Source organism: Pseudopedobacter saltans DSM 12145 (assembly GCF_000190735.1).
Lineage (GTDB): Bacteria > Bacteroidota > Bacteroidia > Sphingobacteriales > Sphingobacteriaceae > Pseudopedobacter > Pseudopedobacter saltans.
This window is the reverse complement of record NC_015177.1, coordinates 1,014,570-1,041,406: the sequence shown is the minus strand read 5'-3', so window position 1 is coordinate 1,041,406 and position 26,837 is coordinate 1,014,570. Positions and strand designations below refer to the sequence as shown.

Here is a 26,837-nt window from a genome sequence, read left to right as displayed (position 1 = left end):
ATAAGAAAGGGATTTTCTAACTCAACAAAACCGGAAAGCCGACAATTTTGCTATGAGTATAGTGGTTGTTTTCTATGATATCAACCATGTGTTTATTGACTTTTATAACATCAAATTTTTCCAGTGCGTATTTGTATCCATTTAACCCAAAGGATTTAATGTCTTTTGGATGAGACAAAAAATAGATCATTCTATCGGCCAATTCCTTATAATTCTTTACTGGAATTAAAAAGCCGTTTTGCTTTCCTCTTTCTAAATTCACCACTTCTCTGCATCCAACAGAATCACTTGTAATTACTGCTCTTCCCATAGCCATTGCTTCGAGCAAACACCGTGGCACACCTTCCCCATAATAAGAAGGCAAAACAACTACCGAAGAAGCCTTAATATGTTCTCTTACGTCCTGTACTTCTCCTAAGTAATTGATAGTCGTACCTGAACAAATTTCATTATACAATGCCTTTTCTATAGCGTCGATATTGTTATCATACGCTCCAATAAGAGTAAACGAAGATTCAGGATGTTTCTCTTTTACCAGCTTGGCTGCCTCGTAAAATTCCTTTATGCCCTTTGCATTTATTAATCTGGAAATCATCAAAAAATTACGGTTACCTGGCGGTGGATCTGAAACGTTATAATGTGACAAGTCTACTCCCGAACCATTAACGACAAAAGCTTTACGTTTTAAGGATATTACATTCTCAGCCATTAAAGTTTGATAATCGTCTTTGTTCTGTAGAATTAAATTGGTTCTAGGAGACATCAAGCTTAATTTTAAAAGGTATTTAGTTATTCGGGTAACCAATTTCTTTTTCGAACCGTTTGTTGAGAAATTATATCCTAAACCGGTTAACATTGGCACAACACTACCTACTCTACAGACAGTAGCTACCAAACTACTATAAATAACCGGTTTGAAAGCGTAAGAAAAACATACATCAGGCTTTACTTTATTAATCAGTTTATAGAGATCCAGTATATATCTTAAATCTGAAAATATGGATACATTGCTAGATTCCAATTTGTTTTCATAGATATTGACTTTTAATCTAATTAATAAATCACGGACATTATCTTGCTTAATCTGTGGTGTAAAAACAAATATTTCGTTTTTATATGCTAGGCTTTCTATTAATTTACCTCTAAAATCCAGAAGGGATTTAGAGGAATCGCAGACTATGAGTATTTTTTTGCGTTCCATAGATACAGTTTTATAATCAGTAGTAAGAAGAATTGATAGCGTAGAAATACTTCCAGAAAAAAACACGCTTGTATTATACAAGCGTGTTTCAAACATTTATTAATTTGGATTATAAACCCAATGACTTATCGAGGTCCTGCCCCATTTTTTACAACATTCGGTACATCTGCTGCTGGTATTAAAGCAGATTTATATTCATATTCAGGTATCCAATTAGATTCTTTTGTTGATATCTTATTTTCACCGGAGTTTTTATAAATATTTGTACTTGCTCCACTAACATATCCAGGCTTTGCATTGTAATCTGTGAAAATTGGATATTTCTGACTTTCAAAGTAGTTATTATCTGTTCTAACTGTAGCATCCATAGTCACACCAATACCGTATCCACTTCCATTATAAAGATAGTTATTGAAACAATGGATATATCCAAATCTTGTAGACGGTTGTCTCTCGGAGTTATTATAGAAATAGTTATTGTGCAGTGTTACTCTTAAATGCCCAATATCCGTAGTTTGTAAGTCGCCACTACCAATAAGTAATGCGATATTACTGTCATGGAACTTATTCCAGGAAATTGTAACAAAATCTGAACGGTCTGTCACTTCAAGTAATTCATCATAATAATCCCACCCATGATTTCTATCATGCCAGAACTCGTTATGATCAATCCAGATATGATGAGATGCAAATTTTATAGTAACGCAATCGCCACCTACAACATTACTAATTCTCATATTTCTTACAATAACGTTACTTACTTCATATATGGCCAAACCTGCACCGTCTAAAGAAGAACCACTTAGCCCTAATATCGTTTTGTTTGATCCCACTCTAATCATTCCGGTACCTTTAAGATTACCCGATACCTGAACGATTAATGTTTCTGACGAACCAACTGCTTTGGTAAATTCTGCAATAGTACTTACAGTTACAGTTCTTCCACCTTGTCCTCCAGTAGTTTTTCCATTTACGGAAGCAAAACCGATAGGTAAGTCTGTAGAAAAAGATGGAGGTGTTGTTACAACTCCTGACTCTGAATTATTGGTAGAGCCCGTAGAACCAGTGTAAGACACAGTATAAGTTCTCCCGTTAGTCAACGGATTTGTATTATCTGATGCTGAGAAATATAAGCTATTTCCCCAATGGCTAAAACGTCCCTGCCCAGAATTTCTGATATCATTATGTAAAGCATGTGCCGGTCCTAATTCTTTCCCATCCTCAAATAATTTTAAAGTTGAGGCAGTTGGTTGACTTCCTGAATCGCCTGCAATAGGAGCATTTATGTCTATATAATAAGCATTACCAGATTCTTTAGACGCTTTCGTTAAATCCAGTTTAACCTGTCCGTCTGCGACAATCGGAGAAGTTATACCCGTTCCACTTCCGGCACCGCTAGATCCCGCATACGAAATGGTATAAGTTCTTCCATTAGTTGAGGGATTTGTATTGTCTGAAGCTGAAAAGTATAAACTATTGCCCCAATGGCTAAAGCGTCCATTACCAGTACTTCTTATTTCTTTATGTAAAGCATGCCCTGGACCCAATTCTTTTCCGTTTTCAAATACTTTTAAACTTGAGACTGTTGGCTGAGTATCTGAATCTCCTGAAATAGGGATATTCAAATCCATATAATATGCATAGCCAGATTCCTTAGATGCTTTGGTCAAATCTAATTTAACTTGTTCACCTGAAGTAATTGAGGTTGTCCCATTACTATTTTTTCTTGCTGCTTCTTCCTCAATATTAGGAATTGTGTTAACATCCTTTTGACATTGCGAAAATATTAACGCAACTAATAAGAACGATGTCATGAGTGAGCCTTTTTTAAAACTGTTTTTGATTTTCATTTAATTCTTTTTTTATACCTCATTTAAACGAGCGTATAAATGAATAGGGTACATTCGAAAGAATTAGGAAAATCAATATTTATTTATATGACATCAATTGTTTTTCAATAAAACCAAATTTAATTAAATTGAAAATTTAATTAAAAATGTCAGTAATTTATCATATTTATATAACTAAAAAATTTATAAAAAAATAAAATTATTCAAAACAGAGGGCAATCCAGAAGCGTAGGATTTGCCTTTCAGATTTAAAAATGTCATTTTTGTTTTAATGTACTAAATTTGTTACAAAATAATACAAATTATAAAACTAAAAACCTATGATATAGATCAATAAAATGTCATTACAATGTCATTTAAATATGTTTAAACAGCTATATGCTGATCTTGTCTATCCAGATAGTAACTTTTATACCAATCTGTAAATCTTTTTACACCTTCTTTTACAGACACTTTTGGCTCATAGTCGAACTCTTTTTTTAAATTTTTAACATCGGACCAAGTACATACTACATCGCCATCTTGTAAAGGTAAATATGTCTTCTGAGCTCTTGTACCGAGATTACCTTCTATTTCGTTGATAAAACTCATCAAATCTATAGAATTCCCTCTTCCTATATTAAATACTCTATACGGCGCTTTAGAACAAGACGGATCTGGTGTTAGTCCACTCCAACTTTCCGTTCCGTTATAATTAGGATTATCTATAACCGTAATAACACCTGCTATTATATCATCTATATAAGTGAAATCCCGTTTCATGTTTCCGTTATTAAATATCTGAATAGATTTTCCTTCCGATATGGCTTTAGCAAACAAAAAACCTGCCATATCAGGCCTGCCCCATGGGCCATAAACAGTAAAGAAGCGCAAGCCGGTTGTAGCAATATTGAATAAATGACTATAGGCATGAGCCATTAATTCGTTACTTTTTTTAGAAGCGGCATACAGCGAAACAGGATGGTCTACATTGTCTTTCACATTAAAAGGCATCTTTTTATTTAATCCATATACGCTGGAAGAACTTGCATAAACCAGATTTTTCATGTTGGTATGCCTGCTACATTCCAAAATATTCAGGAAACCTTTGATATTTGTATCGATATACGTACTCGGGTTTATTAAACTATACCTTACCCCTGCTTGAGCAGCTAAATTGCAGACAGCGTCAAATTTATGCTTTTTAAACAATGCGCTTAAGCCTTTTTCATCCGTAATATCCAGTTGCACGAAAATATAGTTTTCAAAAAGTGAGCTTCGAATCTCTTTTTTATATGTTATTGTTTCCTGATAAACTCCTGCCTGAGCCAACCTTGCATATTTTAAATTGACGTCATAATAGTCGTTTAAATTATCTATCCCTACAACTTCGTCTCCCCTTTGTAATAAACTGTTCACTAAATGGAATCCAATGAAGCCTGCGCTTCCTGTTACTAAAATTTTCATGATAGAAAGTATTTAAGAAGATTAATAAATGTTTTTCGTTAGATCAGTCAGCTCTTAGGTAAGCTGTAAGTTTTGTGATTTATAAAATGTCGTATCGTGAGAAACTACATTAGACTTTAAATTTTTATGCCATACTTCCAAAGCGAAAATGTTATATAATATCTTGGCCCGGCGTTCATCGGATATTTTTATTTTTCTGTTCATTAAATCGTGAATAAAATTCTTGTTTACTAAACTTGGATATAAAGCACCTTTTGATAATAAATAGTCATTTACAATTTCCTTCAACTGCGTATCCATCCATCGTTTCAAAGGAACTTCAAAACCTCTTTTCGGTTGGTTTATCAGATTGTCCGGAAGATATTTTTGCGATAAGTCTCTTAAAATCTTCTTAGTTTGCAGATTATTTATTTTAAAATTATCTTCTAAACCAGGTGCAAATTCTAAGATCTCTTTTGACAAAAAAGGGCTTCTTCCTTCTAATGAATTCGACATGGTAGCGATGTCCATTTTCGGAAGCATATCACTGAATAGGATTGCCTCAAAGTCTATCAATAAAATCTTGCTTAATGAAGAAAGATTATACTGTTTATATCGCAAAAGATCATTTTCTATTTCCCCCAAATTTGGCTGGGTTACAAAGTATTTTTCAAATCCGACAAGAAGGTCATAAGATGCAGATGTATATAGCTCAATATCTTTACGATAACTTGCAAACTTCAACATGCGATAAAAATAGTTGTATCTGCTTTTTTTCTCATTTGCAATCGGCAAAATATTCAATAAAGATTTGAAAGTGTATTTTGACAAAGCTGAAGTATTAAAAAAATCGAAATATCTGAAAGGTACGTATCGCCTATAACCCCCAAATAATTCATCAGCTCCATCTCCGTTTAATACTACCGTGATGTGTTGCTTGGCAGCCTTCGCAACGTAATAGCTTGGTATTGCAGAGCTGTCACAAAATGGCTCTCCGTAATTAATCAGAATTTTTTCAATATTTTGATTTAAATCGTCGAAAGTTATATCGACAACTGTATGTTCGGTTGCATATTTGTTGGCAACTTCATAAGCTAAAGCTGATTCATCATATGCTCCGTCTAGTTTTACTGTGAATGTTTTTAGCTTTTCTTTATATCCTGATGCAATCGCAGTCACCAACCCACTATCAATTCCCCCACTTAAAAAACAACCTACATCCAAATCTGAACTTTCTATTCTTCTTTTTACAGCTAAATTTAATTTAGCATCCAATTCAGTAATTGCATCTGGATATTTGATATTGTTGCTTTTAAAATAATGTTGACTAATATCAAACCATCTAATACTATTTGATTTACAACTGACGGTATCTATTTGCAAATAGCTTCCAGCTTGTAAATCGATAACTTCCTTATATGGAGTATCTTGTTTATAATGATAGCCTATATATAAATAAGATGATAGTGATTCATAATTAACACAGGGCTTTGTTATTTTATACAAGGTGTTTAGTTCTGATGAAAATACTAAGGAATCGCCTTTTTGATAAACATAAAGTGGACGTTTCCCCGCTCTGTCTCTTGCAAGAAAGAGCTGCTTTTTTTGCTCATCATAAAGTGCGAAAGCAAACATCCCATCGAATTCTTTCAGCATTTGCATTCCAAGCTTTTTATAAAGCATCAAAATGGTTTGGGTATCTGAATTTGATTCTGCTTGTAAATTATATTTTTTTCGAAGCTCAAGATGGTTATAAATTTCTCCATTGAAAACTATAACAACATGGTCTTGACGCATTGGTTGCTTTCCCTGCTCACTTAAGTCCTGAATAGCTAATCTGGTATGGAAAAGTTCAACATTATCGTTCTTATAAAGGCCACGATCGTTAGGACCACGATGATAAAGACCACAGAATATTTCTGGCGCCCTATGCGAAGCGCTGAAATTTAAGGTTCCAAAAATTCCACACATAATTAAACTGAAATTTTCAATGAATAAGAGAGGCTGATCAAAAAAGATCTTTTCGTTGAGAGCGTTCAAAACGATAAAATACCTTTTTGAAACAGCCTCTCTTGGTTTATAAATTAATTAGGCTGTTGCTAATGATTTTATTGTAGAAAGCCAATGATCAAGAACTACACCTTCGGAAAAATTCTCTTCAATATAAATCCTTCCATTCTGCCCCAACAGAGATCTTTTTGCTTCTGTCATTTCCATTATAGCTTTCATTTTTATAGCTAAATCCTCTGCATTTTGCTTTTCGGCTAAAAATCCACATTTTACGCTCTGTACGATTAACCTATTACAGTCAATATCCGTTACTACAACAGGCTTTTCATGAGCCATGGCTTCTAAAAGTGCATTTGGCATCCCCTCGGAAAAAGAAGATAGAACAAATGCATTACTCTGTTTCAAAAAATGTTGCGCATCTGCTCTGAACCCTAAAATCCTTACATGAGCTCCAATATCTGCTTGTTCAATAAATTGATTTGCCCAGGAAGAATATTTTTTATCAATCCCCCCTACAATATCCACTCGAAAATTTAGCCCTTTCATTCTTTCGATAGCTTGAAATAAAGTTTTATAATCTTTGTTCCATCTGAAATGTGCTATACACACCCATACAAAAGATATTGATTTTACGTTAATCAGATCTTCTGTTTCGGGTATTGATATACAATTATGTATAACTTTACCTCCTTTATTTATCAGCTTTTTTGTTTCAAAATCTATTTTAGAAGCAATAGAATTATAGATTATCTCATCATCTAATCCATTTGTTAGCTTAAAGGGGATATACCATTTTCTCGGAAGGACCGATGTTCTTATACTCGAGATCAGTTTGAATCTAAAAACTAGTTTCAATAAACGAGCAAAAATGATGGAAATAAACATAAAAGCTATTACAACATTTGGCTTATAATCCTTAGTAATAGAGTAAAGCGTTTTTAAATTTGAATAAAAGTTAGTTTTCCAAGGTTTTAGAAATACCACTGGTATCTTTTCCTTATCGTAATCTATATCAAATTCATTAGTAGATGTTAAGGAGATTATCTTGATTTGGTATTTCTTATCTCTAAGAAACATTGCTACTTTTAAGAGTTGAGTTTCAGCTCCTCCTCTGTTCATTCCAGAAGTAATAAAGAGTATTCGATTTGCCATAATCCATCAGAAATTATGTTTTTTCAACCACTGTGATAGTACTAGCAATTTCCATATTTGTGGATATCTATTCCATTTGCCATCCATATGCTGTTTTATAATTTCCTGTGTTCTCTGGATGTTTATCCCTGGAATATTTTGTAAACTTGAGCTAGAAAGGTTGTCCATAACATACGATTTTAACTCATTTCTAAACCAATCTTTGAGAGGCATCGTGAAGCCGGATTTAGGTCTATCAAATAGTCTATGAGGCAAATAATCGTATAAAACATCTTTCAGTATCATTTTTTGATTTCCGCGGTTATATTTAAAACTTAACGGCAGACTTCTGCTAAATTCAACCACTCTATAATCCATTAACGGAGCCCGGGATTCGAGAGAAAAAGCCATTGAAGCTCTATCTACTTTAGTATTGATATCGCCATTTAAATAGGTTTTTATATCAAAATCAGAAATTCTTTCTAAAAAGTCTTTATCAGATTTATTTTCGAAAATATGCATAAAGGGAGTCGGCATTCCTTTTTCAGGATCTTTAATCCAGGAGTTTTCTAGTCCTCCAAGCATTTTGATATAAAGGCTTTCTATGTCCTTTTCTCCAACTCCCAACCCTATTAGTTTATGCTTGTATTTTGGCGACATAGATACCAGTTTTCCTATAGGCTTTCTTATTGGTAATGGTAATTTGAATATGCTTTTGTTTACCAGATTTATCCATTTATATCTTTCGTATCCGGCAAAAGCTTCATCACCTCCATCTCCACTTAAAGCAACAGTAACCTGTTTTCTGGTATGTTTGCTTAATAACATAGTAGGTATTGCACTGGAATCCGCAAAAGGTTCATCATAATAAGTAGAAAAATTATTAATCAAATCTATTCCTTCATCATAGTTGCACAAGATTGTATGGTGCTCTGTTCGTAAATGCTCGGCAACTTGAATCGCATATTGACTTTCATCAAAATCCTTTTCTTGAAATTTAATAGAAAAAGTCTTGACTTTATCTTTTTTACTAGCTGCAATAGCCGCTACCAATGACGAGTCGATTCCTCCGGAAAGAAAAACACCCAATGGAACATCCGCATGCATTCTTATCGAAACCGCATCGTTTAAAATCTCTTTCAGCTTAATTTTTGCATCGTCATAAGTACCGCTGAAGATATTTTTACGGTCATAATCGACATCCCAATATTTATCAATTTCCAATGCACCTTTTTCAAGGTCATACACAAAGAAACTTCCTGCAGGTAATTGCTTTACCTCTTTCCAAATAGAATTTGGTTCCGGTATATATCCCCAAATCAAATAATCATTTACAGATTGGTTGTCCAGCGAAAACTCCCTATTTATTTTAATTTGAGAAGACTGGCTGGCAAATTCAAATAACCTCCCCTGGTGACTATAGTACAATGGTTTTTTTCCCAACCTATCTCTTGCACCAAAGAACCGCTTTCTTGTCGAATCATATATTACAAAAGCAAACATACCATTAAAATGGTCTAAACATTCTTTACCGTAAGCCAAATACGCTGCACAAATAACCTCTGTATCCGATTTAGTAGAGAACCTATATCCTTTTTTTAATAGTTTTTCCTTTATTTCTTTATAATTGTAAATTTCTCCATTAAATACTATTTGGAGATGAAAATAACTTAGTGGCTGGTTTGAACGCGAGTCCAGATCCAAAATTGCTAACCTATTGTGTCCAAGTGTCACGTCATCAATTTGCATAATTCCACAATAGTCAGGTCCTCTAAAATTTATAATGCCAAGTTTCGAACGTACAACGTCATCGCTATACTTGATAGTAGATCCGTAAATTCCACACATATTATTAGCAAATTATATTTATTTAAGACTTAAACTGTTGGTTGACATAAGTAAATTCTCATACTGTCTAACTATTTTTTCTACCCCAAATCTTTTATTTACATCGTCTTTAATTAATTCTGTATCCCAAAATTTGCTGCAGGTTTTTAAAACTGATTTTTCGAAAGATTCAAAATCATTAGGTTCAATAATATATCCGTTAAAATCATTTTTTAATAGTTCGATTATCCCACTTACTCTGAAAGCAACAACAGGAACTCCCGCAGACAACGACTCTAAGACAACATTAGGAAAACCCTCTGCTACGGATGGTAATACAAGCACATCGTGTTGACTAATGAGTTCTGCTATATTTTTAACCAACCCCAGCAATTTCACACGATCACTTAATCCCAATTTTTCTATTTTAAATCTTATTTCTTCTTCCAAAGGTCCAATTCCAGCAATATTTAACGAATAATTTGACGGTAACCTTGCCATAATATCTAAAAAAGGAACGATTCCTTTTTGTATAGCCAAGCGCCCAACAATGATAATTTTCTTTTCACTATTCGAATTTTCTTTTGTCTTAAAATTATTAGGCAAAACAGGATTATGAATAACAACCAATTTATTTCTATCTATTCTATAATGAGTAGATAGCGAATATTTAATATCTATTGATTGACAAACAGCAATATTTATTCGTTTATAGGTTAAAGGAACAAAGTAATCTAAAAGCTTTTCTTTTATCCCACCCAGTTTAGTCATGAACTCTGGTAAATTAGATTCTCTTCCGATAAGCACGGGAATATCTACAAAAACAGAAAGCAAACTAAGCAAACCGGTAATGTGTCCTCCGGTTGTAAAAACAGCATAAGGACGTTCTTTTTTAATCAATTTATATAATTTTAAAAAAGATGTAGATACTCTGATTGTATTTAGATGAATCAATTTAACATCTTTTAAATCTGTAGAGAAAAAACAGTTTCTAGAATCTAAGAGAACTAAACTGACTTCGAAAGCGGATTTATCAAAGTGTTGTGATAAAATCCAGAAAACACGTTCTGACCCGCCCGCTCCCAAATGGCTGAGCATAAAAAATACTTTTTTTTTCATATTATAGGTGCAAGACAGAAACTATAGTATACTAAATATGGAATAGCAAAAACTTTTAAATCTCATTTTCAAATAATTTCTATAATTCAGTCGTTTTAGATCAGACCGAAACTCGTTTAAGTATCTTTTGTAACCTGCGTTCATTTTTTTTGCATTTTTAAAGCCACTAAATCTATTAGAAAGCCTGTCCTCTCCAACGTCATCACAACGCACTAGAGACTCTTGGTCGTAAAAAACTTTATATCCTTTCCTCGCTATTTTTAACCAAGTTATGCCTTCAAATCCTCTAAGATTTTCTAATAAATTACTTTGTAAAACCTCTGTTCGCCCTATCGGTAAATATTCTCCAATCGGTGCCGTAATCATTTCCAAGTAACTTTTATAGCCATAAAAATTGGGGTTATACATTAACTCGCCATTTCTAATACGTTCAGTACCCACGAAAAATAAATCAGTATCAATAGCTTTCAACTGTGTTACCAAATATTCGACTCCATTTTCGCGAAGCAAATCGTCAGAATCTAAAAGCACCACGTACTGATAGTTTGCATGTAAGATACCTGTGTTTTTTGCCTGGGCAACGCCTTTATTGGAATCGTGTCGAATTAATCTGATTTGCTTTTTGTTGACATAGTCTTCCAGAACAGACGCCGTATTGTCTGTAGATCCATCATCAACTACAACAATTTCAGCATAATCTGACCAATTTGGCTGTCTTAAAATGCTTTCTACAGCTCTTACTATTTTTTCTGATCTATTATATGTTGGGATAACAAAAGAGAGTAACATAATTAAGTAATTGTTAAGGTTTTAAAATCATCCTGGTTTTTCATTCTATACAAATGCAAGATTGAGAAATATAAAAATAATGTAGGTCCGTCAGCACTGATTAACCAGGCGTTATGTGATAAAGAATTTATAGAAACACCTAAAAAAGAGAAGCACAAACAAATTAATAATGCGTTATCAGGATCACGTATCCTTTTTAAGGCTAGAAAACTTATTTTTAAAACCTTAGCATAAATAATCCACAAGAGTGTGAGGCCAACAATTGGTCCCAAATAGGTAATAAACATGAGATAAGCATTATGTGAGGTTATACCGGATGAAAACACAGGATTACGGTAAATAACATCTCCCCAATTTTTCCCATAAAATATTAACCCCAATGGATAATCGGAATATATGTTTATATTTTCTAATGCTAATCCAGAACGATTAAACTCAGTACCGTCATTGGCATTCTTTGCAAAAATATTATTTCGTTCATCTGTATTATCCTTTAAAACCAGAGTGTAAAAAAGCATTCCTACCAGTGCACCTAAAGACCATATTACCAATGCTTTGTGTCTGTAATACAGTAAAGTAAGAATTAACACACAAGCTAAAAAGGCTACAAAAGCAGATCTCTGCATGCCTAAATAAAGAAACCCTAAACAACTAACTAATACTAATGATTTAAGTAAGAATGATCTTTGATATAAAATGGTATAAATAAACAGAAATGGAGTTAATGCTGCTATTTGATAACCAAAAGTAAACTGATAAACAGCAATACCCGATGGACTTTGCACAACTTTATCGTCCACCAATAATTCTCTAATTTGGCGAGTACCCGGATAAATATGATCCATGACCATGACAACAGCAGAGAATAACAATAACGTGTAAAATATAAATACCGAAGTCCGAAATCTGAGCCCGCTATTTCCTATAAAATAATTGAAGAATAAACTGCACATTAAGATACCTATGGCGTAGGAAGCAAATGTTTCAAGCTCTTGTAACCCTATAACATAATAAAAAAACACAGCGATTAACAGTGCAATAAGCTCTTTTGTATAAGCGAAACCTTTAACTTTAGTGTTGAACAAAATAACTAAAGGTATCCCAAATAATACCGGCGCAGGCAGCCTGAAAGTTTCGGTCATAAAAATTCCATATGTTAGCACATATAGATATAATACCATCAATAGAAAAACAATATATTTCATTTTACTAACTTATTGCTTCATTATCAGTCATCCGATCCTCAGAGAATTTATTCTCTAACAAATACATGGATTTGGTTAATACCATTTTAAACTGATTATGACGTTTATGTACGGTTATAAAACCCAGTTTATCATAGATAGAAAGGGCTGCAGTATTATTTTTATGTACAAAAAGGAAAATCATTTCCAATTTCATATCGAAAAAACCATACTGAAGGATAAGCTTAGCAGCGTTCATCCCTATTCCTTTTCTCCAAAATTGCTTTTCTCCAATAAACAGATGAAACTCGCCTTTATTGGATTCTATATCAATGATCTGAATATTTCCAATATATTGATTCGTATCACTCAAACATATAGCAAATCGTTGATCATTAGCCTTTTTCAACTTTGCTTCCAACCACTTTGTCTCTATTTCTTCGGTGATAATACTAGTTGGTTTAAACTCGGTAAACTCCCAAATACGAGGATCATTTCTCCATTGATAAGAAATTTTTGCATCTTCCGGAACCAATGGTCTTAGGTAAATCAAATTTCCCATAATATTTTTGTTTAATATTGACAATGAAAAGTTTACTGATATCTTTCAAGTCTCCTATCCCTGGCCAGGTTGATACATTCTTAGATGGGGTGGCTGGTAAAACTCTTGAAAATTGGCAGAAATACGCGAATTATATCCAATAACCTGTTTTAAATGCGGACTTAGGTAATCTGTAAAATCGTAGCCAAGATATCTAGGAAAATCGAACTGCGGTTTAAAAAATGGTCTGGTAAAAGTAAGTGTCAAGGCTCTTCTTGGGTTATCTGTATTATTATTTCCTACTGCATGCCAAATATTAGAATCGAATAAGATGATACTTCCTTTTTTCGAAACGGCTCTATCGGCATTCATATAGAAAAATTGCTCATCAGGCTTATCTTCTATATGGTGGGATCCGGTAAGAAAATAAGTTGCGCCATTCTCTAACGTATAATCATCCAGCGGAACAATCATCTGAATTGCTATTTTAAAATTGCCGGTAAAGCTTCTGATATCCCGATGTATATTATGAACATAAGCTTTAAAATTTTTAAAATTTAGCACTCCACTAAAACCATTCAGAATATAATTTCCATTCAGAAAGTGCTTCATTTCTTTATCACAATACTTCTGCTCCAAAAAAGGCATACTAAAATTATCCTTCTCTAACAGATGATGGAGGGTTCCCTCCATGTTTTCTTCTATTCCATTCTGAATTTGAATTGCTCTCCTTAGTAAATAGGCTGGTTCGAGATCATTAATAATTTCATTTATGAAATTTTCTTCAACGGCATTTTCATAAATGACCCAGCCAAATTGATCCATTGCCGACTCGAAATCACTAATAGTGGCTTCTGAGTAATTAAATCTATTTTCCAAGATATTAAGATTTTAGAGTTCTTATTGGCAGATGATTTCTAACTTGCAAATGAAGCTGTTATAGCCGCCTCTTAATGTAAGATTATACTATCATTCTTAAATGATTGCATCGAAGTTTGGAATCAAAAAAATTCATGCTTATCCTCTCAACTGGCAGCACTGCGATATAGGGGGAAATAGTCTGTGTTTATATTGTCTTTACATGATTTTACTAAATCTTCGTATACAAACATGTCCGATACAAATTTCCATGTTATATCTTCTAGAAATAAAGGTGAAAAAGCTGCTTTAAATTTGAATAAAGAATCTTCATGACCTGCTACACCCCCACCTAAATGAAAATATCTTTTGCCTAATTTTCTACCGATAACACTAATTTCATCTGTAAGTAGTTTACTAGGTGATTGATTAACATAAGCTGTTGCTGTAGCGGAAAGATGACTCCTGATAATATTTCCGGAACAGGTAATTACTGCCCCACAGATCATCTTTTCCCCATCATAAATTACTACAAGCTTACAATCGCTATCTTCACTTTTAATTAACTTTATAAAGTATTCTTCGTCATGAAAATATCTGCTTTCTGCACCCAGTCTAAGCATATTTTCATTATACATATCTGTAAACATTTTAATTTCGTCCGAAGAAACTGCCTCACAAATACTATAAGATATCCTCCTTAAATGTCTTATATCTTTACCTAACCTCTTTTCATAACAGCTCCTTTGTTGTTCAATGGGAATAGACAAATCTATATATACAGTTTTGCCATTATTACAAATACCACCAATTTTTTCCATTAGAACTTTTTGATCTGCAAATGGATTAAGTCTGGAAAAAGCACAGATATATTTTCCTGTACTCATAAAATCCAGAAAACAATTTTTAAAGTTTTCCAGAATGCGTGTATCTACAGATTTGAATTCTTTATTTGAAATCGGCCCTGCATAACCGTAAACAGAAGTCAAATCAAAAAAATTTGAATTAGTGATCTTTCGTTTCAAAAGCGGTAAGGCGATGAAAACATCATCTTCCTCGTAAACAAAAAGAAAAGGCTCTCCTCCTTTTTCTAATGAGTGGTAATGCCAGGTATGATAAAAATCATAATTTACAGAACGGTGAACATATGCTGTCCATTCTTCTGATTGCTGAAAATTAATCAAGCGATGTGCCATGACAACAATAAATTATAACTAACTGTTTATAAGACTTATATATGTGTTTTCATAATTTATAGCACTAACTAACTATTTTTTTAATATGATCTATAAATTCTTGTGAATTGTAAATGACTTCCTTATATATTTTTTGCCCCTCCATAGCAATTTCCTGATATTTTTGAGGTTGGCGGATAATATCTTCCAATTTTTCAGATAGTTGATCTAAATCCCAATTTAAAGGAATATAGGTTTGGTGGGGTAAAAACACATTCGGATAAGTCTCTAGATGTTCCATACTGGGTTTTACCAGTAAAGAGCCCGAAATAAACGCTTCAAAATCACGATAGCAAATTTCACCCCAGCCATAAGGGCTAACACATAATTTAGAGTTTCTAAGCTCTTTCCAATATTGACGTTTAGCAACTGGTTTCCCTTTTACTGCCACAAGAAGAGTGTCTTCCAAACATTCCAAAACCTTATTTCTTTGCTCTGATACTTTATAAGATCCTGTTTTGTCTTTGTGTATTGTACCTCTAAAAGTTAAATCAATAGGTCTAAATTTATCTACTTCACTAAATGTTACGGGATACAATGAATAGCCTAAATAATTACTTAATCTGCTCATTTTATATCCAAAATATCTATAATCATTAAGTCCGATATTCCATCCTACTTTTATTTTTTTTAATTCAGAGACGGGACATGGTTCAAAAATATTAATTGGCGTTTCCGGTTGCTGATGGTTTAACCAAATACGCAGGTTATTTCTTTGCGTATAATAACTTTTATCTTTAAGAACTTGCTTTTTTAAAAAAACGTCTACCAAATGGATAATGGGAAAATCATGAGAACCAGTAGAGTCTGCAGCGTCAAACCAAATAATTCTATTTGCTTTCTTACGCATATCTTCTAAAAATGATATAACTTGTTCCGTATTTTCACTATTTCTGGTATTGATGTTTTGCCAGGCCATATCAAAATACCTGGAATGTATAACCAAATAATCTGTATCATTTAAAGCATTGTCGGTATGTTTATGATGACAGCTGACATCAAGACCGTTTTCTCTGAACTGCTTTTTCCATCTATAGAATGGATGTGTTTCCGAATAGAATCTTTGTTTTGGCCAATCTAAAATTCGTAATTTCTTCATTTTGATTCTAAAATATTTTCGTTAACTAATTGCCTGCTCTTCATAAATATGCTTTTGACTGTAAGAAAGATGATTTCTAAATCTATCATAAAACTATGCTCCTCAACATATTTCAAATTGAATTCTGCTTTCGAAGGCATTATATATTTGATATAATATTCTTCTGGATTTGGCACATTAGCCAAAATTTCATTTTCATCAATATATTTAATAGATGCCCAATCAGTAATCCCAGGCTTTACGCTTAATATCCTTTGTTGATCTTCATTATATAACTCCACATATTTACTTACCTCAGGTCGGGGACCAACAAAACTCATATCTCCTTTAAGAATATTAAATAATTGGGGCAACTCGTCCATTTTATACTTACGCAACCATTTGCCACTTTTCGTGACTCTTACATCATTGTCTCCTACTGTTAGTAAGCCTTTCTTGTCTGCTCCATTCTGCATCGTTCTAAACTTATACAAAATAAAACTGGACTTATTTTTACCTACCCTTTTTTGTTTATAAAACACGTTTCCTTTAGAGCCAAATTTTATTGCAACCGATATAACAATAAATATTGGAGCAAGTACGATAAGTCCTACAATAGACATCAATACATCGAATACCCGCTTAGTAATCATTTCATTTAAATTTAGGATGCTTTTTTCAGCATTTTTGTTTTATAAATCTGTTCTTTAACAGCATTGGCTACATTTACGATGATATAATCGATTTCCGCATTGGTTAGTTGAGGGTAAATCGGTAAAGAAATCTCACATGCATATTGTCTGTAACTATTTGGATAATCTTGTATATCATAACCAATACTCTTAAAGTAAGTAAGCATCGGCATTGGTATAAAATGAACATTAGCAGTTATTCCTTTGCCCGACAAATATTCTATTATCTGATCCCTACCTTCTTCTGTAATATCTCTTATACGTAACGGAAATAAATGGTAAGAGGATTCCCTCTCATCATTTGATAAAGGTGGAGGTACAAACCAGCTAAAAAGGCTGAATGTATTATTATATTTATAAGCTATTTTTTTTCTTACCGGCAATAGTAAATCTTTATATTGCCTAAGTTGTGCTAAGCCGATTGCTGCACAAATATCCGGCATATTAATTTTAAGTCCGTTGAACAATATATCGTATCTCCAACCAGACCCCATTGTCTTGGTAAATGCATCCTTTGTTTGCCCATTTAGAGAATACATCTTTAAATAGGTATATTCTTCTGCTACATTAAAGTTATCTGTTAGGTTTAGACAAATACAACCACCTTCTGCCGTAGTTACGTTTTTAACCGCGTGAAAAGAAAAAATAGCTATATCGCTTTTCTGAGCCGCCGGTACACCACCATATGTAGCACCAATAGAGTGTGCCGCATCTGAAATAAGTAGGATTCTTCCCAGTTTCAATTGGTTTTCAGTTTCCGGATAAAACATCTTTGTTACAGCGGAATCTTTTATCACCGCATTTAACAAATTGTAATTGCAAGGCCATCCGGCTATATCAACAGCTAAAATGGCTTTTGTTCTTTCGGTGATAGCGTATCGCACTTTAATCGGATCTATAGTAAAATCATCCAGAACATCTACCATAACGGGCTTTGCGCCAGCATGTAGAACACATAATGCGGTTGCACAATAAGAATATGCGGGCACAATAACCTCATCTCCTTCTTTCACGCCAAACCATTTCAACATCATTATGGCTCCAGAAGTCCAGGAGTTAACACAAATTGCGGCTCTCGAACCTGTCAGATTTAACATCTCTTGTTCCAATTCTTTCACTTTTGGTCCAGATGTAATCCATTTAGATCTTAGCGTATCCATCACACTGTCTATCACAGCCTGATCGATAAAAGGTGGTGAAAAAGGTATTTTCATAACAATAAGATTTATTGTAATTAAAAGCGTGATTAACTTTTATAGAGTATGGCTACTGAATAGATTCGTAAACCAAATTTTGCCATTTCGCAAAAACTTCCTCTGAAGAATTGGTGATATTAATTAGTCTTGCGTTGTTACTTAGCTTTTTCTTAAGCAACGAGTCTGATAGTAGCCTTTCCATATTTGCGGCTAGAGCTTCTGCAGTTTTTTCTTTCACTAATAAGCCGTTTTCCTCATGGACTATAATTTCAGATGGGCCGAATTCGCAATCCATTGCAATACTTGGGCATCCCATACTTAAAGCCTCTAATAAAACGTTCGGATAGCCCTCATTTCTAGAAGGCAATACAAATATTTCTGCATAATGATAATAATCCTGGATTTGACTCTTAGCACCAATCAGTTTTATTTTATTTTGTAACCCTAAACGGTTTATTTGATCTTGCAAGGCCTTACGTTCGTTGCCCTCTCCCACTATAAGTAAGTCCAGATCATGTTTTTTTAATTTTGAAAAAGCTTCTATTAATATATCAAATCCCTTTTGACGGTCTAATCGTCCTACAGCTAAAACATAACTTTTTGTATGGATTACATTATTAGAAACTTTGCCTAATTCTTTTACCGGATTAATAATAACTTTTGTGTTTTCTAACCCTCTAAGTGCTTTTGTCTGTAACATAGCTATTTCCACCCCTCTGCTTGGTGCCACAACACTCTTTGCTTTAGAGTAAACTTCTTTTAGAAGACGCCCCTGTAAATAATTAAATTCTTCTATATGATCAGGATTTATTCTCTCCGATACAATGTAAGGTGTTTTTGTTATCCTTGCAGCTAATCCCATCCATATATTAGCACTTGTCATAAATGATATCGCACAGTCTGGACGGTCTCTTTTAAAAATGTCAACCAACATTTTCAATGTAGAATAAGCGTAAACTCCTCTATAAAGTAAACCTTTCTTCCTCTCTTTTAGCAGATAATGAATTTTTATTCCTTTTGGGATTTCATAAGCGGATTTGGCATAATTGAGACAGATAATTAATACATCATGTCCTTGTGCGTCAAAGAATGAAGCTAGTGAGCTTAAAACTCTTTCCGCCCCACCTCCATGGAGACTATTAATGACAAAATGTAGCTTTAATTTCATTGTTATAGATATTTTCTGAATTATATATAGCTAACTCCGCAAAAAGTGAATGTTAGTCTATAAATGGTGTGAAAAGCCCGAGATAAATTCAATGTTTTTAATTCAAAAAGAAAATATTTATTCAGATAATAAGTCAGCAATTTTTTCTTGTAAAGACGAGAATATGGGAAATGCGCTATTATTATATTGAAATCACTAATCGATCTATCTTGTTTGATCTTGCTATCAAGCAAGCTCCACATGCCTCCGCGATGTAGTCTATAAACCCCCATTACTTCGGGTAAAACGTAAATTTTTTGTTCTGTTTTAGAAAGAATAAACAATTTGAACATTACATCTGCTCCATAAGCTTTATAGTACCAGTTATAGGTATCTATATCTGTTACTTCTTTAGTATTTCTTACCAGTAGAGAAGACGTACGTGTCTCTTTTCGATTTCCGATTAATAGATCCTCATAATAATGTATCAGCATCTTCGGTTCCGGATGTTCGTATACCAGCTTCCCTTCTTCATCAATTACTTTTGTATAATGACAACAAATAACACAGTCTGGATTGGCTTCCATAAAATCAACTTGCTTTTGTAGCTTTAATGGATCTGTCCAATAATCGTCTCCGTCACAAATGGCTATATATTTCCCTTTTGCCTCACGTATTACTTTAACCTGATTTTTTGTACCGCCCAAATTTTGTACATTCTTTAATAGTTTAATCTTATTGGGGTGCATTTGGCAGTAGCTTTCCATAATTTCACAGGTTCTATCTGTTGAACAATCATCGCCAATAATTACCTCGTATTTAAAATTAGTCTTCTGCATCAAAAAACTTTCGATAGCGTGTCCTATATATTTTTCCTGATTGTAGGTTATACAACAAATGCTAACCATTATGTCTTCATTCTCCATACCTAATTTTCTTTAGTTTTTAGAATAGTGTCTAACTCTATTTGCAGATTTACAGGCATGTCAATAACCGGTGTTTCTTGATAATTCTGTATCCTTAATATAATTCTGGCTATATAGTTTATGTCTGCAAAAGTTAATGTATGATATAAAGGGAGACATAAAATACGGTCTGATATATCTTCGCAAACCGGCAATATTTGGTCTTGTACATAAGGCAAATGTGACAAAGCGGGATAAAAATAGCGTCTGCAATAAATTTTATTTACTTCCAATGCCGCTATACATTTTAGCATCAACTCTTTGCTTTCAAAGAGAATAGGAAAGTAAGAGTAGTTATATTCCGAATCAGGATTTATCTTTGGATAAGTTGCAGCAAGTTTTTCTAATTTTTTCCAATAGTGATGAGAAAGCTGTTTTCTCTTTTTTAAGATTTCATTTATATGTTTAAGGTTACAAAGCCCCATGGCCGCGTGGAATTCGCTATTTTTCCCATTCAAACCTAAAACTGTAAATTCGTTCGGTCCATTATATCCGAAATTTCTTATTTGGGACATTTTTTTTAACAACTCTGGGCATTGAGTAAAAACAGCGCCTCCCTCTATACTATGAAATAGTTTCGTAGCGTGGAAGCTTGTTGTACTAATATCTCCATATTCAAAAACCGATCTGTTTTTATATTTTGTACCAAAACAATGCGCAGCATCGTAGATAACTTTTAATTTATATTTGTCCGCAATCTCCTGAATGGCATCGATATCACACGGATTTCCATAAACATGTGTTGCTAAAATAGCCGAGGTTTGTGGCGTTATAGCCTCTTCTATCTTTTGCGGATCAATATTTAATGTTTTTGCGTCAATATCTACAAAAACAGGTTTACAGCCTTGCCATACAATACTGCTTGTAGTCGCTACGAAAGAAAAAGGTGTGGTAATAATCTCTCCGGAAAGCGCTAAAGCCTCAATTGCAATTTGTAATGCAACAGTACCGTTGGCAACATATAATAAGTGATTTACTTGTAAATACTCTTTAAGCCTTAACTCGAGTTCATTTACCAAAGGGCCGTTATTGGTTAGCCATTGCCTCTCCCAAATGCTCGCCAAATAGTCATCATATTCCTCCACTTTAGGAAGGAAAGGTTTTGTTACTGGTATCATTTTTTCAAGATTAGTTGTTTAAGATCGACTACTGCATTGAACTGCATTACATAGCTACAAGCAAGATATAACAGAAAGAAAAACAGCGTATCGGTAACCAATCTCCCAAAATCTGGAACTGAGAACGAGTTAACCAGAAAAGCATCCAGAAAATAACTTATAAACCCTACAAAAAAGGCTAAACCTATAGTAGGAGTAATATCTATAAGCTGCTCTTTGACATTATAATCTATAAATCTTCCGCTATAAAATGAGTTTAAATAATATGATAAAATGCTGGATAACAATTGGAAATAAAGTAATCCGTATATCCCAAAGGGTACTACAAGTATAATTGCTATTATATTTATCGTTTTTTTTACCGTTTCTATTTTAAGAATTAAATCACTTCTACCTTTTACCTTTAAAATATTGAGGTTATAGGCATTTAGAGGATATAAAATATTAGCCAGGCAAAGTATTTTAAAAAAAGGTACTGCGGGAAGCCATTTTTCTGTTAAAATAAATCTTATTAACGGTTCAGCTATTATATAAGACAACACTAAAATTGCCGTATTCCAATAAATAACTTGTTGCATTAATTTCTTATAAACTTCTTTTAGTTTTACATTATCAGAAGAAATAGATGCAAACATTGGGTAAGTTACCTTACTCATTGCTGTAGTAATATTTTCCGACGGCAACATGCTCAAACTGTCTGCCCGTGAATAATATCCTAACTTTGTCGCTGAATAATTCTTTCCAATAATCAGTACATAGACATTTTTATAAATGATTTCTAATAAACCAGAAAGTGTCATTTTATATCCAAAATGGAAATGAGTATGAAAGCTTTCTTTACTGAACTCCAGCGATGGGCGCCAATCTGAGCAGATCCAGTGAAAAAATGTAATTATCAGTGACTGCACAATATTCATCCAAACTAAACTCCAAACTCCATAACCTGATTTTGCCATAAAAATGGCCAGGACACCGCTTACAATAATAGCCGGAATTTGAATAAACGCCTGAGTTTTGAAATTCATTTGCTTTACTAAATGTGCATTTTGTACCACATAAAGTGCATTTAAAATGAACGTTACGGAGTAAATCCTAATTATCGAGGTTAATATATCATGTTTATAAAATTTAGCAATATATGGCGCAATAAAGTAGATAATCAGATAAATAACTATGCTTCCGGCTAAATTGAAATAAAATACTGTGGAATAATCTTTTTGGGTAGAATCTTTTGTTCTTATTAATGACGAAGAAAGACCACTATCTACCAGTAATGTCCCTATTGAAATAAATATGGTAATCATTGCAATTAGTCCAAACTCTGCTGGAACTAATATTCTTGCTAGTATAATGGTTATTGAAAAACTAATCATCTGCCCCCCAATCTGTTGTCCGTAAGTCCAAATTAGGGCAGATACCGTCTTTTTTCTCAAACTCATTTGCGAGAATTCTTAAAATTATAATTACTTTTTAACCAAATCTTCAACAGGAACCCTGGTATAAATGGCGCAATCCAAATTGTTCAACAGCATTAAAACTGTTTTACCGGCAACTTGCACTATATTACCTTCCTGATTGAATAAAGCCCCATTTTTTATCAATACCCGATCTCCAATATTAAGATCCCGTATACTGCTAACTTCTATTTCCCGATTTTTAACCAAAATATCTTGAATCTCTTCAATTTCTTGGTTTCTAACCACAGCAGGCTTACCCATATAATAGATGAAATTAATGACGCCATGGGTTTGTCTTACTTTTAACTCCTCTTTATAATTGATATTTACAAAGACATAAGAGGTAAAAAGAGGGAGTTCTACTGTTTTAATCCTATCAGCCCATTTGCTACGGACTTTTTTTAACGGACAATAAGAATCGATCCCTTTTTGCTTTAGCAAGGTATCTACTTTTTTTTCCCATCGGGTACGCGTGTAAATTACAAACCATTGTTTGCTGAGATCTCTTTTATAAAGGTTTTCCATAGGTAGAGGGTTAGTAAAAGGCATGGCTTCGCCAACTCACTTACGTGATTAATTTTTTAATTTTATTTTGTTGAATTGGATTTTTTGACCTAGAGGAGGCCGGTATCTTCTTAAATAAAGCGTTTCTCTCTAAAAAGGTAAAGTTTTCAAGGTAGTATGTTATCTAAAGCTTCGGCAAATAAAATAGTCTGAACAATGATAATCTATGATATGGAAACAAAACAAATGCGTTTTAACTTCCCGTATAAGCATATCCTCCGTAGGAATATGCATGTTTATGATCTTTCTTGGCATCGTTAAACACCAACATCATATTTTTTAATTTATTGGTTGAACTGATATCTTCGAGAACAGCCAATTGGTCTTTATCCGTATAATTATATCTTATAAGATATATACTGGAATCAGTGTATTTCGCTAAGCTAAATGCATCGGCTACGTGGCCTACCGGAGAAGTGTCGACTATTACATAATCAAAACGCTTTCTCAGCTCGGCAAACAACTCATCCAATTTTGGATTCATCAGCAATTCAGACGGATCTTGTGGAATTTTCCCGCACCCCATTACAAAAAGTCCTGGAGATACTGTAGACGGTCTGATCAGATGATCAATATCCACATTGTTATTTTCAAGATAATCGGTTATTCCTTTCTTTTGCTCCAAATTTATTCCTTTCAATAAATCTGGTTTCCTAAGATCAAACTCCAGTATAATCACCCTTTTATCTACCATAGACAGAGTTATTCCAAGGTTTGTCGTAAAAAATGTTTTGCCCTCGCCTTTGGTGGTAGATGTAATTAAAAGCACCTGACTATTTCCATGATCGTCCAGATGTTTCAAATTATATCTGATATATCGAAATAATTCGGAAATAGTGGTACGACTTCCTTTTTTAACAACAATTGTATTGTTGTCATCTTTATGTGTCAGCTCTCCCAAAACTTTCATTCCACTTGGAATCTGGATGTCGCTGATATAATTTACTTTATTATTAAGCCTGCCTCTTCCATAAATTACAGATACAGGTAAAATAAACCCTATAAGTATCGCAGACAAATAAATTAACGTGGTTTTCGGCTTTGCAGGATTTGTCTGGTAAGCAGGTTTAGAAATCACTTTAGAAGTTGGCACTGTAGCCGACAAAGAAAGCGCTGTTTCTTCCCTTTTTTGTAACAAATAATGATATAAATTTTGTTTAACGCTTTGCTCTCTGCTTCTCTCCAACAAACCGCGCTCTATAACTGGTACATTCCTAATCATAGATTCGTATTTTGATGATTTAGCCAACAGATTGCCCCGCTCCAGAGATATTCCCTTTCTAACGTTTCTTAAAGTTTCAAGAATATTTTGTTTAAGAGCTGCTAATTGTTCGTCTACACTAACAACAAGAGGATTTCCTGCCCGGTTCGTTCTAAGCAGTCTCTGTTTTTCTATCAGGAGTTCATTATATTTATCCGTTAAATTTGTAAGCATACCATCCCTTATTCCCAAAGCGTTTGGAACCTGCTCATTTCTTGTATCAGATTGGGTTAAGTAATCTTCTACAGAGTTGATCAAATCCAGTTGAGTTCGAGAGCTTGCTAATTGCTGATCGTAATTACCTGAATTCTGTAAATTTACCTGGGCATCTGTATTTATCTCGGTCACGCGATTCATTTGTTTATAGCGCTCAACATCCTGCTCTACACCAGTCAAATCGCTGATAAGGTATTTTAATCTTTTATCTATAAAAGCGATTGTATTTTTGGCAGTAATATTTTTAGAATCCAGGTTTTCCTGATTATAAGCGGTGATCAGTTCGTTAAGGATATCCATACCTCTTTGAGGAACCGGATCGTATAAAGTTATCAAAACAGTATTGGCGTCCTTTATCACTGGAAGTACAGTAATTCCTCCTAAACTATAGTATTCTGACAATACATATAAATCTTTAAAACGAAGGTCAATTTTTGGATAGTTTGTTTTAAATGCCGGTGCCTTTACTACTTTAAACTGATATCCCTTTCCTGTAACCAACTCATCAAATTTATAGGTGGATTCTCTGTCTTTATCGGTTATAGAAAACATCGAATCATTTTTTATATCTATAGAGAGTTTAAACTCTTTACTGTAGGTATTATTATCTAATTTGTAAGGGATAATCTTAATAGGACTATTCTTACCATATAGAATTTTATCCTTGAATCGATCCTTTTTTGTCAATTCTACGTCCATCCCCAGTTTGCTAAGAACTTTGTAAATGAGATCTCTTGATCGTAAAACTTCCATCTCATTGTCTACAGTCTTAGACATTCGGAACATATTAAGGTCGCTAAAAGCGGTGCCTTTTAAAAGTCCATCACCTTTTTCATCGTCCTGTATCAGCAGCGTACTTGTTATCTTATATTCCGGTACGGTATAAAGTATATAAAGATACGCTACCGTAATACTCACCACCAAAGCTAAGGCAAAGAAAGGCCAGTGTTTTAGATATCCCTTAATCTTTTCTGCGATGTTATCGTTATTTTCTAACGATTCCTGTTTGTTTGAGTTCATAGTAGTAGATGTTTTGTTAAATTAACTCAATAAATTACCTTCCCAACAATGCGGTTCCCAAGACCGCAATTGCGGATATCGTTGCCACAATAAGAGGCATTAACCTATTATTGGGGCTATATTCACTGGCTTTCTCTTTGTCTGGTTCGACATAAACTATGTCATTTTGTTTAAGGTAGAAATAGGGTGAATTAAGTACATCTTTTTCATTCAAGTTTACTCTAGTCATTAATCTTTTTCCGTCTGTTTCCCTAATTAGCAATACATTCTCGCGTTTCCCGTAAACTGTCATATCTCCTGCCATTCCAAGTGCTTCTAAGAGGTTGATCTTTTCGTTATTGACAGTAAATGTTGATGGATGATTTACCTCCCCAATAACAGTTACCCGAAAGTTTAAAAACTGAATATTTACAAGAGGATCTTTTACATAACTATTAAGCCGTCTTGCAATGGTCTGTTGCGCCTGGTCTATAGTCTGTCCCTTTACATCAATTTCTCCAACCACAGGTAGGCGAACAAAACCTTCTTTGCTAACACGATAGCCTTCCCGTTCTGCAAATCCCATTTTATTAGTATAGCCAGAATTTAAAGTAAAAAGGTTATTAGATTCGCTACTTAAGGTATTTATACTAATACTCAAAACATCATTTGGCTGTATTTTTGGTTCTATATTATTAACAGCCATTCCTGTGTCTACGGTTTTCTTTCCCAAATCACTGAAATAAACCAGATTTCTCCTTGAAGAACACGCTGTAGTAAACAAAATTAAACACAGCGAATAATAGAAAGTATATTTACACATATAATTAATATTTTATATCCTTTTAAACAACTATTAATTAAATAACATTATAAAAGTATATACTAATACTTATAAAAGAAATGGGTTGGGAGTGGTTGTAAATCGAATTGTAAACTTTATACATTCATTTTCTCATTTACGACTTCACATT

General features: G+C 33.6%; 22 protein-coding genes. All 22 read right to left on the bottom strand.

Translation table 11 applies throughout. From position 1 onward, the window contains the following. Nucleotides 1–16: 16 nt before the first annotated feature. The 22 genes from PEDSA_RS04190 to PEDSA_RS04085 all read right to left on the bottom strand — a co-directional run bounded on the left by PEDSA_RS04190 (nucleotide 17) and on the right by PEDSA_RS04085 (nucleotide 26,686). Nucleotides 17–1,201: a glycosyltransferase family 4 protein gene (locus PEDSA_RS04190; protein ID WP_245546826.1), complete on the bottom strand. Its 1,185-nt coding sequence runs from the start codon at nucleotides 1,199–1,201 to the stop codon at nucleotides 17–19. Between the two features lie 125 nt (nucleotides 1,202–1,326). Further along, a complete protein-coding gene (locus PEDSA_RS04185) occupies nucleotides 1,327–3,051 on the bottom strand; it encodes a pectate lyase family protein (protein ID WP_013631903.1) in 1,725 nt (574 codons plus the stop codon). A 366-nt stretch (nucleotides 3,052–3,417) separates the two neighbouring features. Further along, the gene (locus PEDSA_RS04180; RefSeq protein ID WP_013631902.1) at nucleotides 3,418–4,497 is read right to left on the bottom strand and encodes an NAD-dependent epimerase; all 1,080 of its coding nucleotides are present in this window, start codon (nucleotides 4,495–4,497) and stop codon (nucleotides 3,418–3,420) included. A 54-nt stretch (nucleotides 4,498–4,551) separates the two neighbouring features. Beyond that, complete coding sequence (gene asnB / locus PEDSA_RS04175) at nucleotides 4,552–6,447, bottom strand: asparagine synthase (glutamine-hydrolyzing) (RefSeq protein WP_013631901.1); 1,896 nt, start codon at nucleotides 6,445–6,447, stop codon at nucleotides 4,552–4,554. 117 nt (nucleotides 6,448–6,564) lie between these two features. Then, nucleotides 6,565–7,638, bottom strand: coding sequence for a glycosyltransferase (locus PEDSA_RS04170; protein ID WP_013631900.1), 1,074 nt, complete (start codon nucleotides 7,636–7,638; stop codon nucleotides 6,565–6,567). A gap of 6 nt (nucleotides 7,639–7,644) precedes the next feature. Beyond that, nucleotides 7,645–9,465: an asparagine synthase (glutamine-hydrolyzing) gene (gene asnB / locus PEDSA_RS04165; protein WP_013631899.1), complete on the bottom strand. Its 1,821-nt coding sequence runs from the start codon at nucleotides 9,463–9,465 to the stop codon at nucleotides 7,645–7,647. Between the two features lie 18 nt (nucleotides 9,466–9,483). Continuing rightward, nucleotides 9,484–10,563, bottom strand: coding sequence for a glycosyltransferase (locus PEDSA_RS04160; protein ID WP_013631898.1), 1,080 nt, complete (start codon nucleotides 10,561–10,563; stop codon nucleotides 9,484–9,486). A gap of 21 nt (nucleotides 10,564–10,584) precedes the next feature. Continuing rightward, on the bottom strand, nucleotides 10,585–11,352 hold the full coding sequence (locus PEDSA_RS04155; RefSeq protein WP_013631897.1) for a glycosyltransferase family 2 protein: 768 nt from the start codon (nucleotides 11,350–11,352) through the stop codon (nucleotides 10,585–10,587). Between the two features lie 2 nt (nucleotides 11,353–11,354). Beyond that, complete coding sequence (locus PEDSA_RS04150) at nucleotides 11,355–12,557, bottom strand: O-antigen ligase family protein (protein ID WP_013631896.1); 1,203 nt, start codon at nucleotides 12,555–12,557, stop codon at nucleotides 11,355–11,357. Nucleotides 12,558–12,561: 4 nt separating this feature from the next. After that, nucleotides 12,562–13,098 (bottom strand): GNAT family N-acetyltransferase, encoded by a 537-nt coding sequence (locus tag PEDSA_RS04145; protein ID WP_013631895.1) that lies wholly within the window; start codon nucleotides 13,096–13,098, stop codon nucleotides 12,562–12,564. A gap of 54 nt (nucleotides 13,099–13,152) precedes the next feature. Further along, nucleotides 13,153–13,956, bottom strand: coding sequence for a phytanoyl-CoA dioxygenase family protein (locus tag PEDSA_RS04140; protein WP_013631894.1), 804 nt, complete (start codon nucleotides 13,954–13,956; stop codon nucleotides 13,153–13,155). A 146-nt stretch (nucleotides 13,957–14,102) separates the two neighbouring features. Then, a complete protein-coding gene (locus tag PEDSA_RS04135; protein ID WP_013631893.1) occupies nucleotides 14,103–15,131 on the bottom strand; it encodes a GNAT family N-acetyltransferase in 1,029 nt (342 codons plus the stop codon). A 64-nt stretch (nucleotides 15,132–15,195) separates the two neighbouring features. Continuing rightward, complete coding sequence (locus PEDSA_RS04130) at nucleotides 15,196–16,269, bottom strand: glycosyltransferase (protein WP_013631892.1); 1,074 nt, start codon at nucleotides 16,267–16,269, stop codon at nucleotides 15,196–15,198. Further along, entirely contained in the window at nucleotides 16,266–16,901 is a 636-nt protein-coding gene (locus tag PEDSA_RS04125) for a sugar transferase (RefSeq protein ID WP_013631891.1), read from the bottom strand. The genes PEDSA_RS04130 and PEDSA_RS04125 overlap by 4 nt, the downstream gene beginning before the upstream one ends. Nucleotides 16,902–16,912: 11 nt before the next feature. Continuing rightward, entirely contained in the window at nucleotides 16,913–18,154 is a 1,242-nt protein-coding gene (locus tag PEDSA_RS04120; RefSeq protein WP_013631890.1) for a DegT/DnrJ/EryC1/StrS family aminotransferase, read from the bottom strand. A gap of 52 nt (nucleotides 18,155–18,206) precedes the next feature. Further along, entirely contained in the window at nucleotides 18,207–19,304 is a 1,098-nt protein-coding gene (locus PEDSA_RS04115) for a glycosyltransferase family 4 protein (protein ID WP_013631889.1), read from the bottom strand. Nucleotides 19,305–19,324: 20 nt separating this feature from the next. Continuing rightward, complete coding sequence (locus PEDSA_RS04110; RefSeq protein ID WP_013631888.1) at nucleotides 19,325–20,209, bottom strand: glycosyltransferase family 2 protein; 885 nt, start codon at nucleotides 20,207–20,209, stop codon at nucleotides 19,325–19,327. A gap of 2 nt (nucleotides 20,210–20,211) precedes the next feature. Beyond that, nucleotides 20,212–21,366 (bottom strand): DegT/DnrJ/EryC1/StrS family aminotransferase, encoded by a 1,155-nt coding sequence (locus tag PEDSA_RS04105; protein WP_013631887.1) that lies wholly within the window; start codon nucleotides 21,364–21,366, stop codon nucleotides 20,212–20,214. After that, nucleotides 21,363–22,805 (bottom strand): lipopolysaccharide biosynthesis protein, encoded by a 1,443-nt coding sequence (locus PEDSA_RS04100; protein ID WP_013631886.1) that lies wholly within the window; start codon nucleotides 22,803–22,805, stop codon nucleotides 21,363–21,365. The genes PEDSA_RS04105 and PEDSA_RS04100 overlap by 4 nt, the downstream gene beginning before the upstream one ends. A 24-nt stretch (nucleotides 22,806–22,829) precedes the next feature. Then, a complete protein-coding gene (locus PEDSA_RS04095) occupies nucleotides 22,830–23,348 on the bottom strand; it encodes a UpxY family transcription antiterminator (RefSeq protein ID WP_041536968.1) in 519 nt (172 codons plus the stop codon). 232 nt (nucleotides 23,349–23,580) lie between these two features. Next, nucleotides 23,581–25,884 (bottom strand): GumC family protein, encoded by a 2,304-nt coding sequence (locus PEDSA_RS04090; protein WP_013631884.1) that lies wholly within the window; start codon nucleotides 25,882–25,884, stop codon nucleotides 23,581–23,583. A 34-nt stretch (nucleotides 25,885–25,918) separates the two neighbouring features. Beyond that, nucleotides 25,919–26,686 carry a polysaccharide biosynthesis/export family protein gene (locus PEDSA_RS04085; protein ID WP_013631883.1) on the bottom strand — a complete coding sequence of 256 codons (768 nt, stop codon included), beginning with the start codon at nucleotides 26,684–26,686 and terminating at the stop codon, nucleotides 25,919–25,921. Nucleotides 26,687–26,837: the final 151 nt, after the last annotated feature.

Bases quoted from the DNA above. Each gene is read 5' to 3' on its own strand.
- PEDSA_RS04190 (WP_245546826.1), bottom strand. From the start codon at position 1,201: ATGGAACGCAAAAAAATACTCATAGTCTGCGATTCCTCTAAATCCCTT.
- PEDSA_RS04185 (WP_013631903.1), bottom strand. From the start codon at position 3,051: ATGAAAATCAAAAACAGTTTTAAAAAAGGCTCACTCATGACATCGTTC.
- PEDSA_RS04180 (WP_013631902.1), bottom strand. From the start codon at position 4,497: ATGAAAATTTTAGTAACAGGAAGCGCAGGCTTCATTGGATTCCATTTA.
- asnB (WP_013631901.1), bottom strand. From the start codon at position 6,447: ATGTGTGGAATTTTTGGAACCTTAAATTTCAGCGCTTCGCATAGGGCG.
- PEDSA_RS04170 (WP_013631900.1), bottom strand. From the start codon at position 7,638: ATGGCAAATCGAATACTCTTTATTACTTCTGGAATGAACAGAGGAGGA.
- asnB (WP_013631899.1), bottom strand. From the start codon at position 9,465: ATGTGTGGAATTTACGGATCTACTATCAAGTATAGCGATGACGTTGTA.
- PEDSA_RS04160 (WP_013631898.1), bottom strand. From the start codon at position 10,563: ATGAAAAAAAAAGTATTTTTTATGCTCAGCCATTTGGGAGCGGGCGGG.
- PEDSA_RS04155 (WP_013631897.1), bottom strand. From the start codon at position 11,352: ATGTTACTCTCTTTTGTTATCCCAACATATAATAGATCAGAAAAAATA.
- PEDSA_RS04150 (WP_013631896.1), bottom strand. From the start codon at position 12,557: ATGAAATATATTGTTTTTCTATTGATGGTATTATATCTATATGTGCTA.
- PEDSA_RS04145 (WP_013631895.1), bottom strand. From the start codon at position 13,098: ATGGGAAATTTGATTTACCTAAGACCATTGGTTCCGGAAGATGCAAAA.
- PEDSA_RS04135 (WP_013631893.1), bottom strand. From the start codon at position 15,131: ATGGCACATCGCTTGATTAATTTTCAGCAATCAGAAGAATGGACAGCA.
- PEDSA_RS04130 (WP_013631892.1), bottom strand. From the start codon at position 16,269: ATGAAGAAATTACGAATTTTAGATTGGCCAAAACAAAGATTCTATTCG.
- PEDSA_RS04125 (WP_013631891.1), bottom strand. From the start codon at position 16,901: ATGATTACTAAGCGGGTATTCGATGTATTGATGTCTATTGTAGGACTT.
- PEDSA_RS04120 (WP_013631890.1), bottom strand. From the start codon at position 18,154: ATGAAAATACCTTTTTCACCACCTTTTATCGATCAGGCTGTGATAGAC.
- PEDSA_RS04115 (WP_013631889.1), bottom strand. From the start codon at position 19,304: ATGAAATTAAAGCTACATTTTGTCATTAATAGTCTCCATGGAGGTGGG.
- PEDSA_RS04110 (WP_013631888.1), bottom strand. From the start codon at position 20,209: ATGGAGAATGAAGACATAATGGTTAGCATTTGTTGTATAACCTACAAT.
- PEDSA_RS04105 (WP_013631887.1), bottom strand. From the start codon at position 21,366: ATGATACCAGTAACAAAACCTTTCCTTCCTAAAGTGGAGGAATATGAT.
- PEDSA_RS04100 (WP_013631886.1), bottom strand. From the start codon at position 22,805: ATGAGTTTGAGAAAAAAGACGGTATCTGCCCTAATTTGGACTTACGGA.
- PEDSA_RS04095 (WP_041536968.1), bottom strand. From the start codon at position 23,348: ATGGAAAACCTTTATAAAAGAGATCTCAGCAAACAATGGTTTGTAATT.
- PEDSA_RS04090 (WP_013631884.1), bottom strand. From the start codon at position 25,884: ATGAACTCAAACAAACAGGAATCGTTAGAAAATAACGATAACATCGCA.
- PEDSA_RS04085 (WP_013631883.1), bottom strand. From the start codon at position 26,686: ATGTGTAAATATACTTTCTATTATTCGCTGTGTTTAATTTTGTTTACT.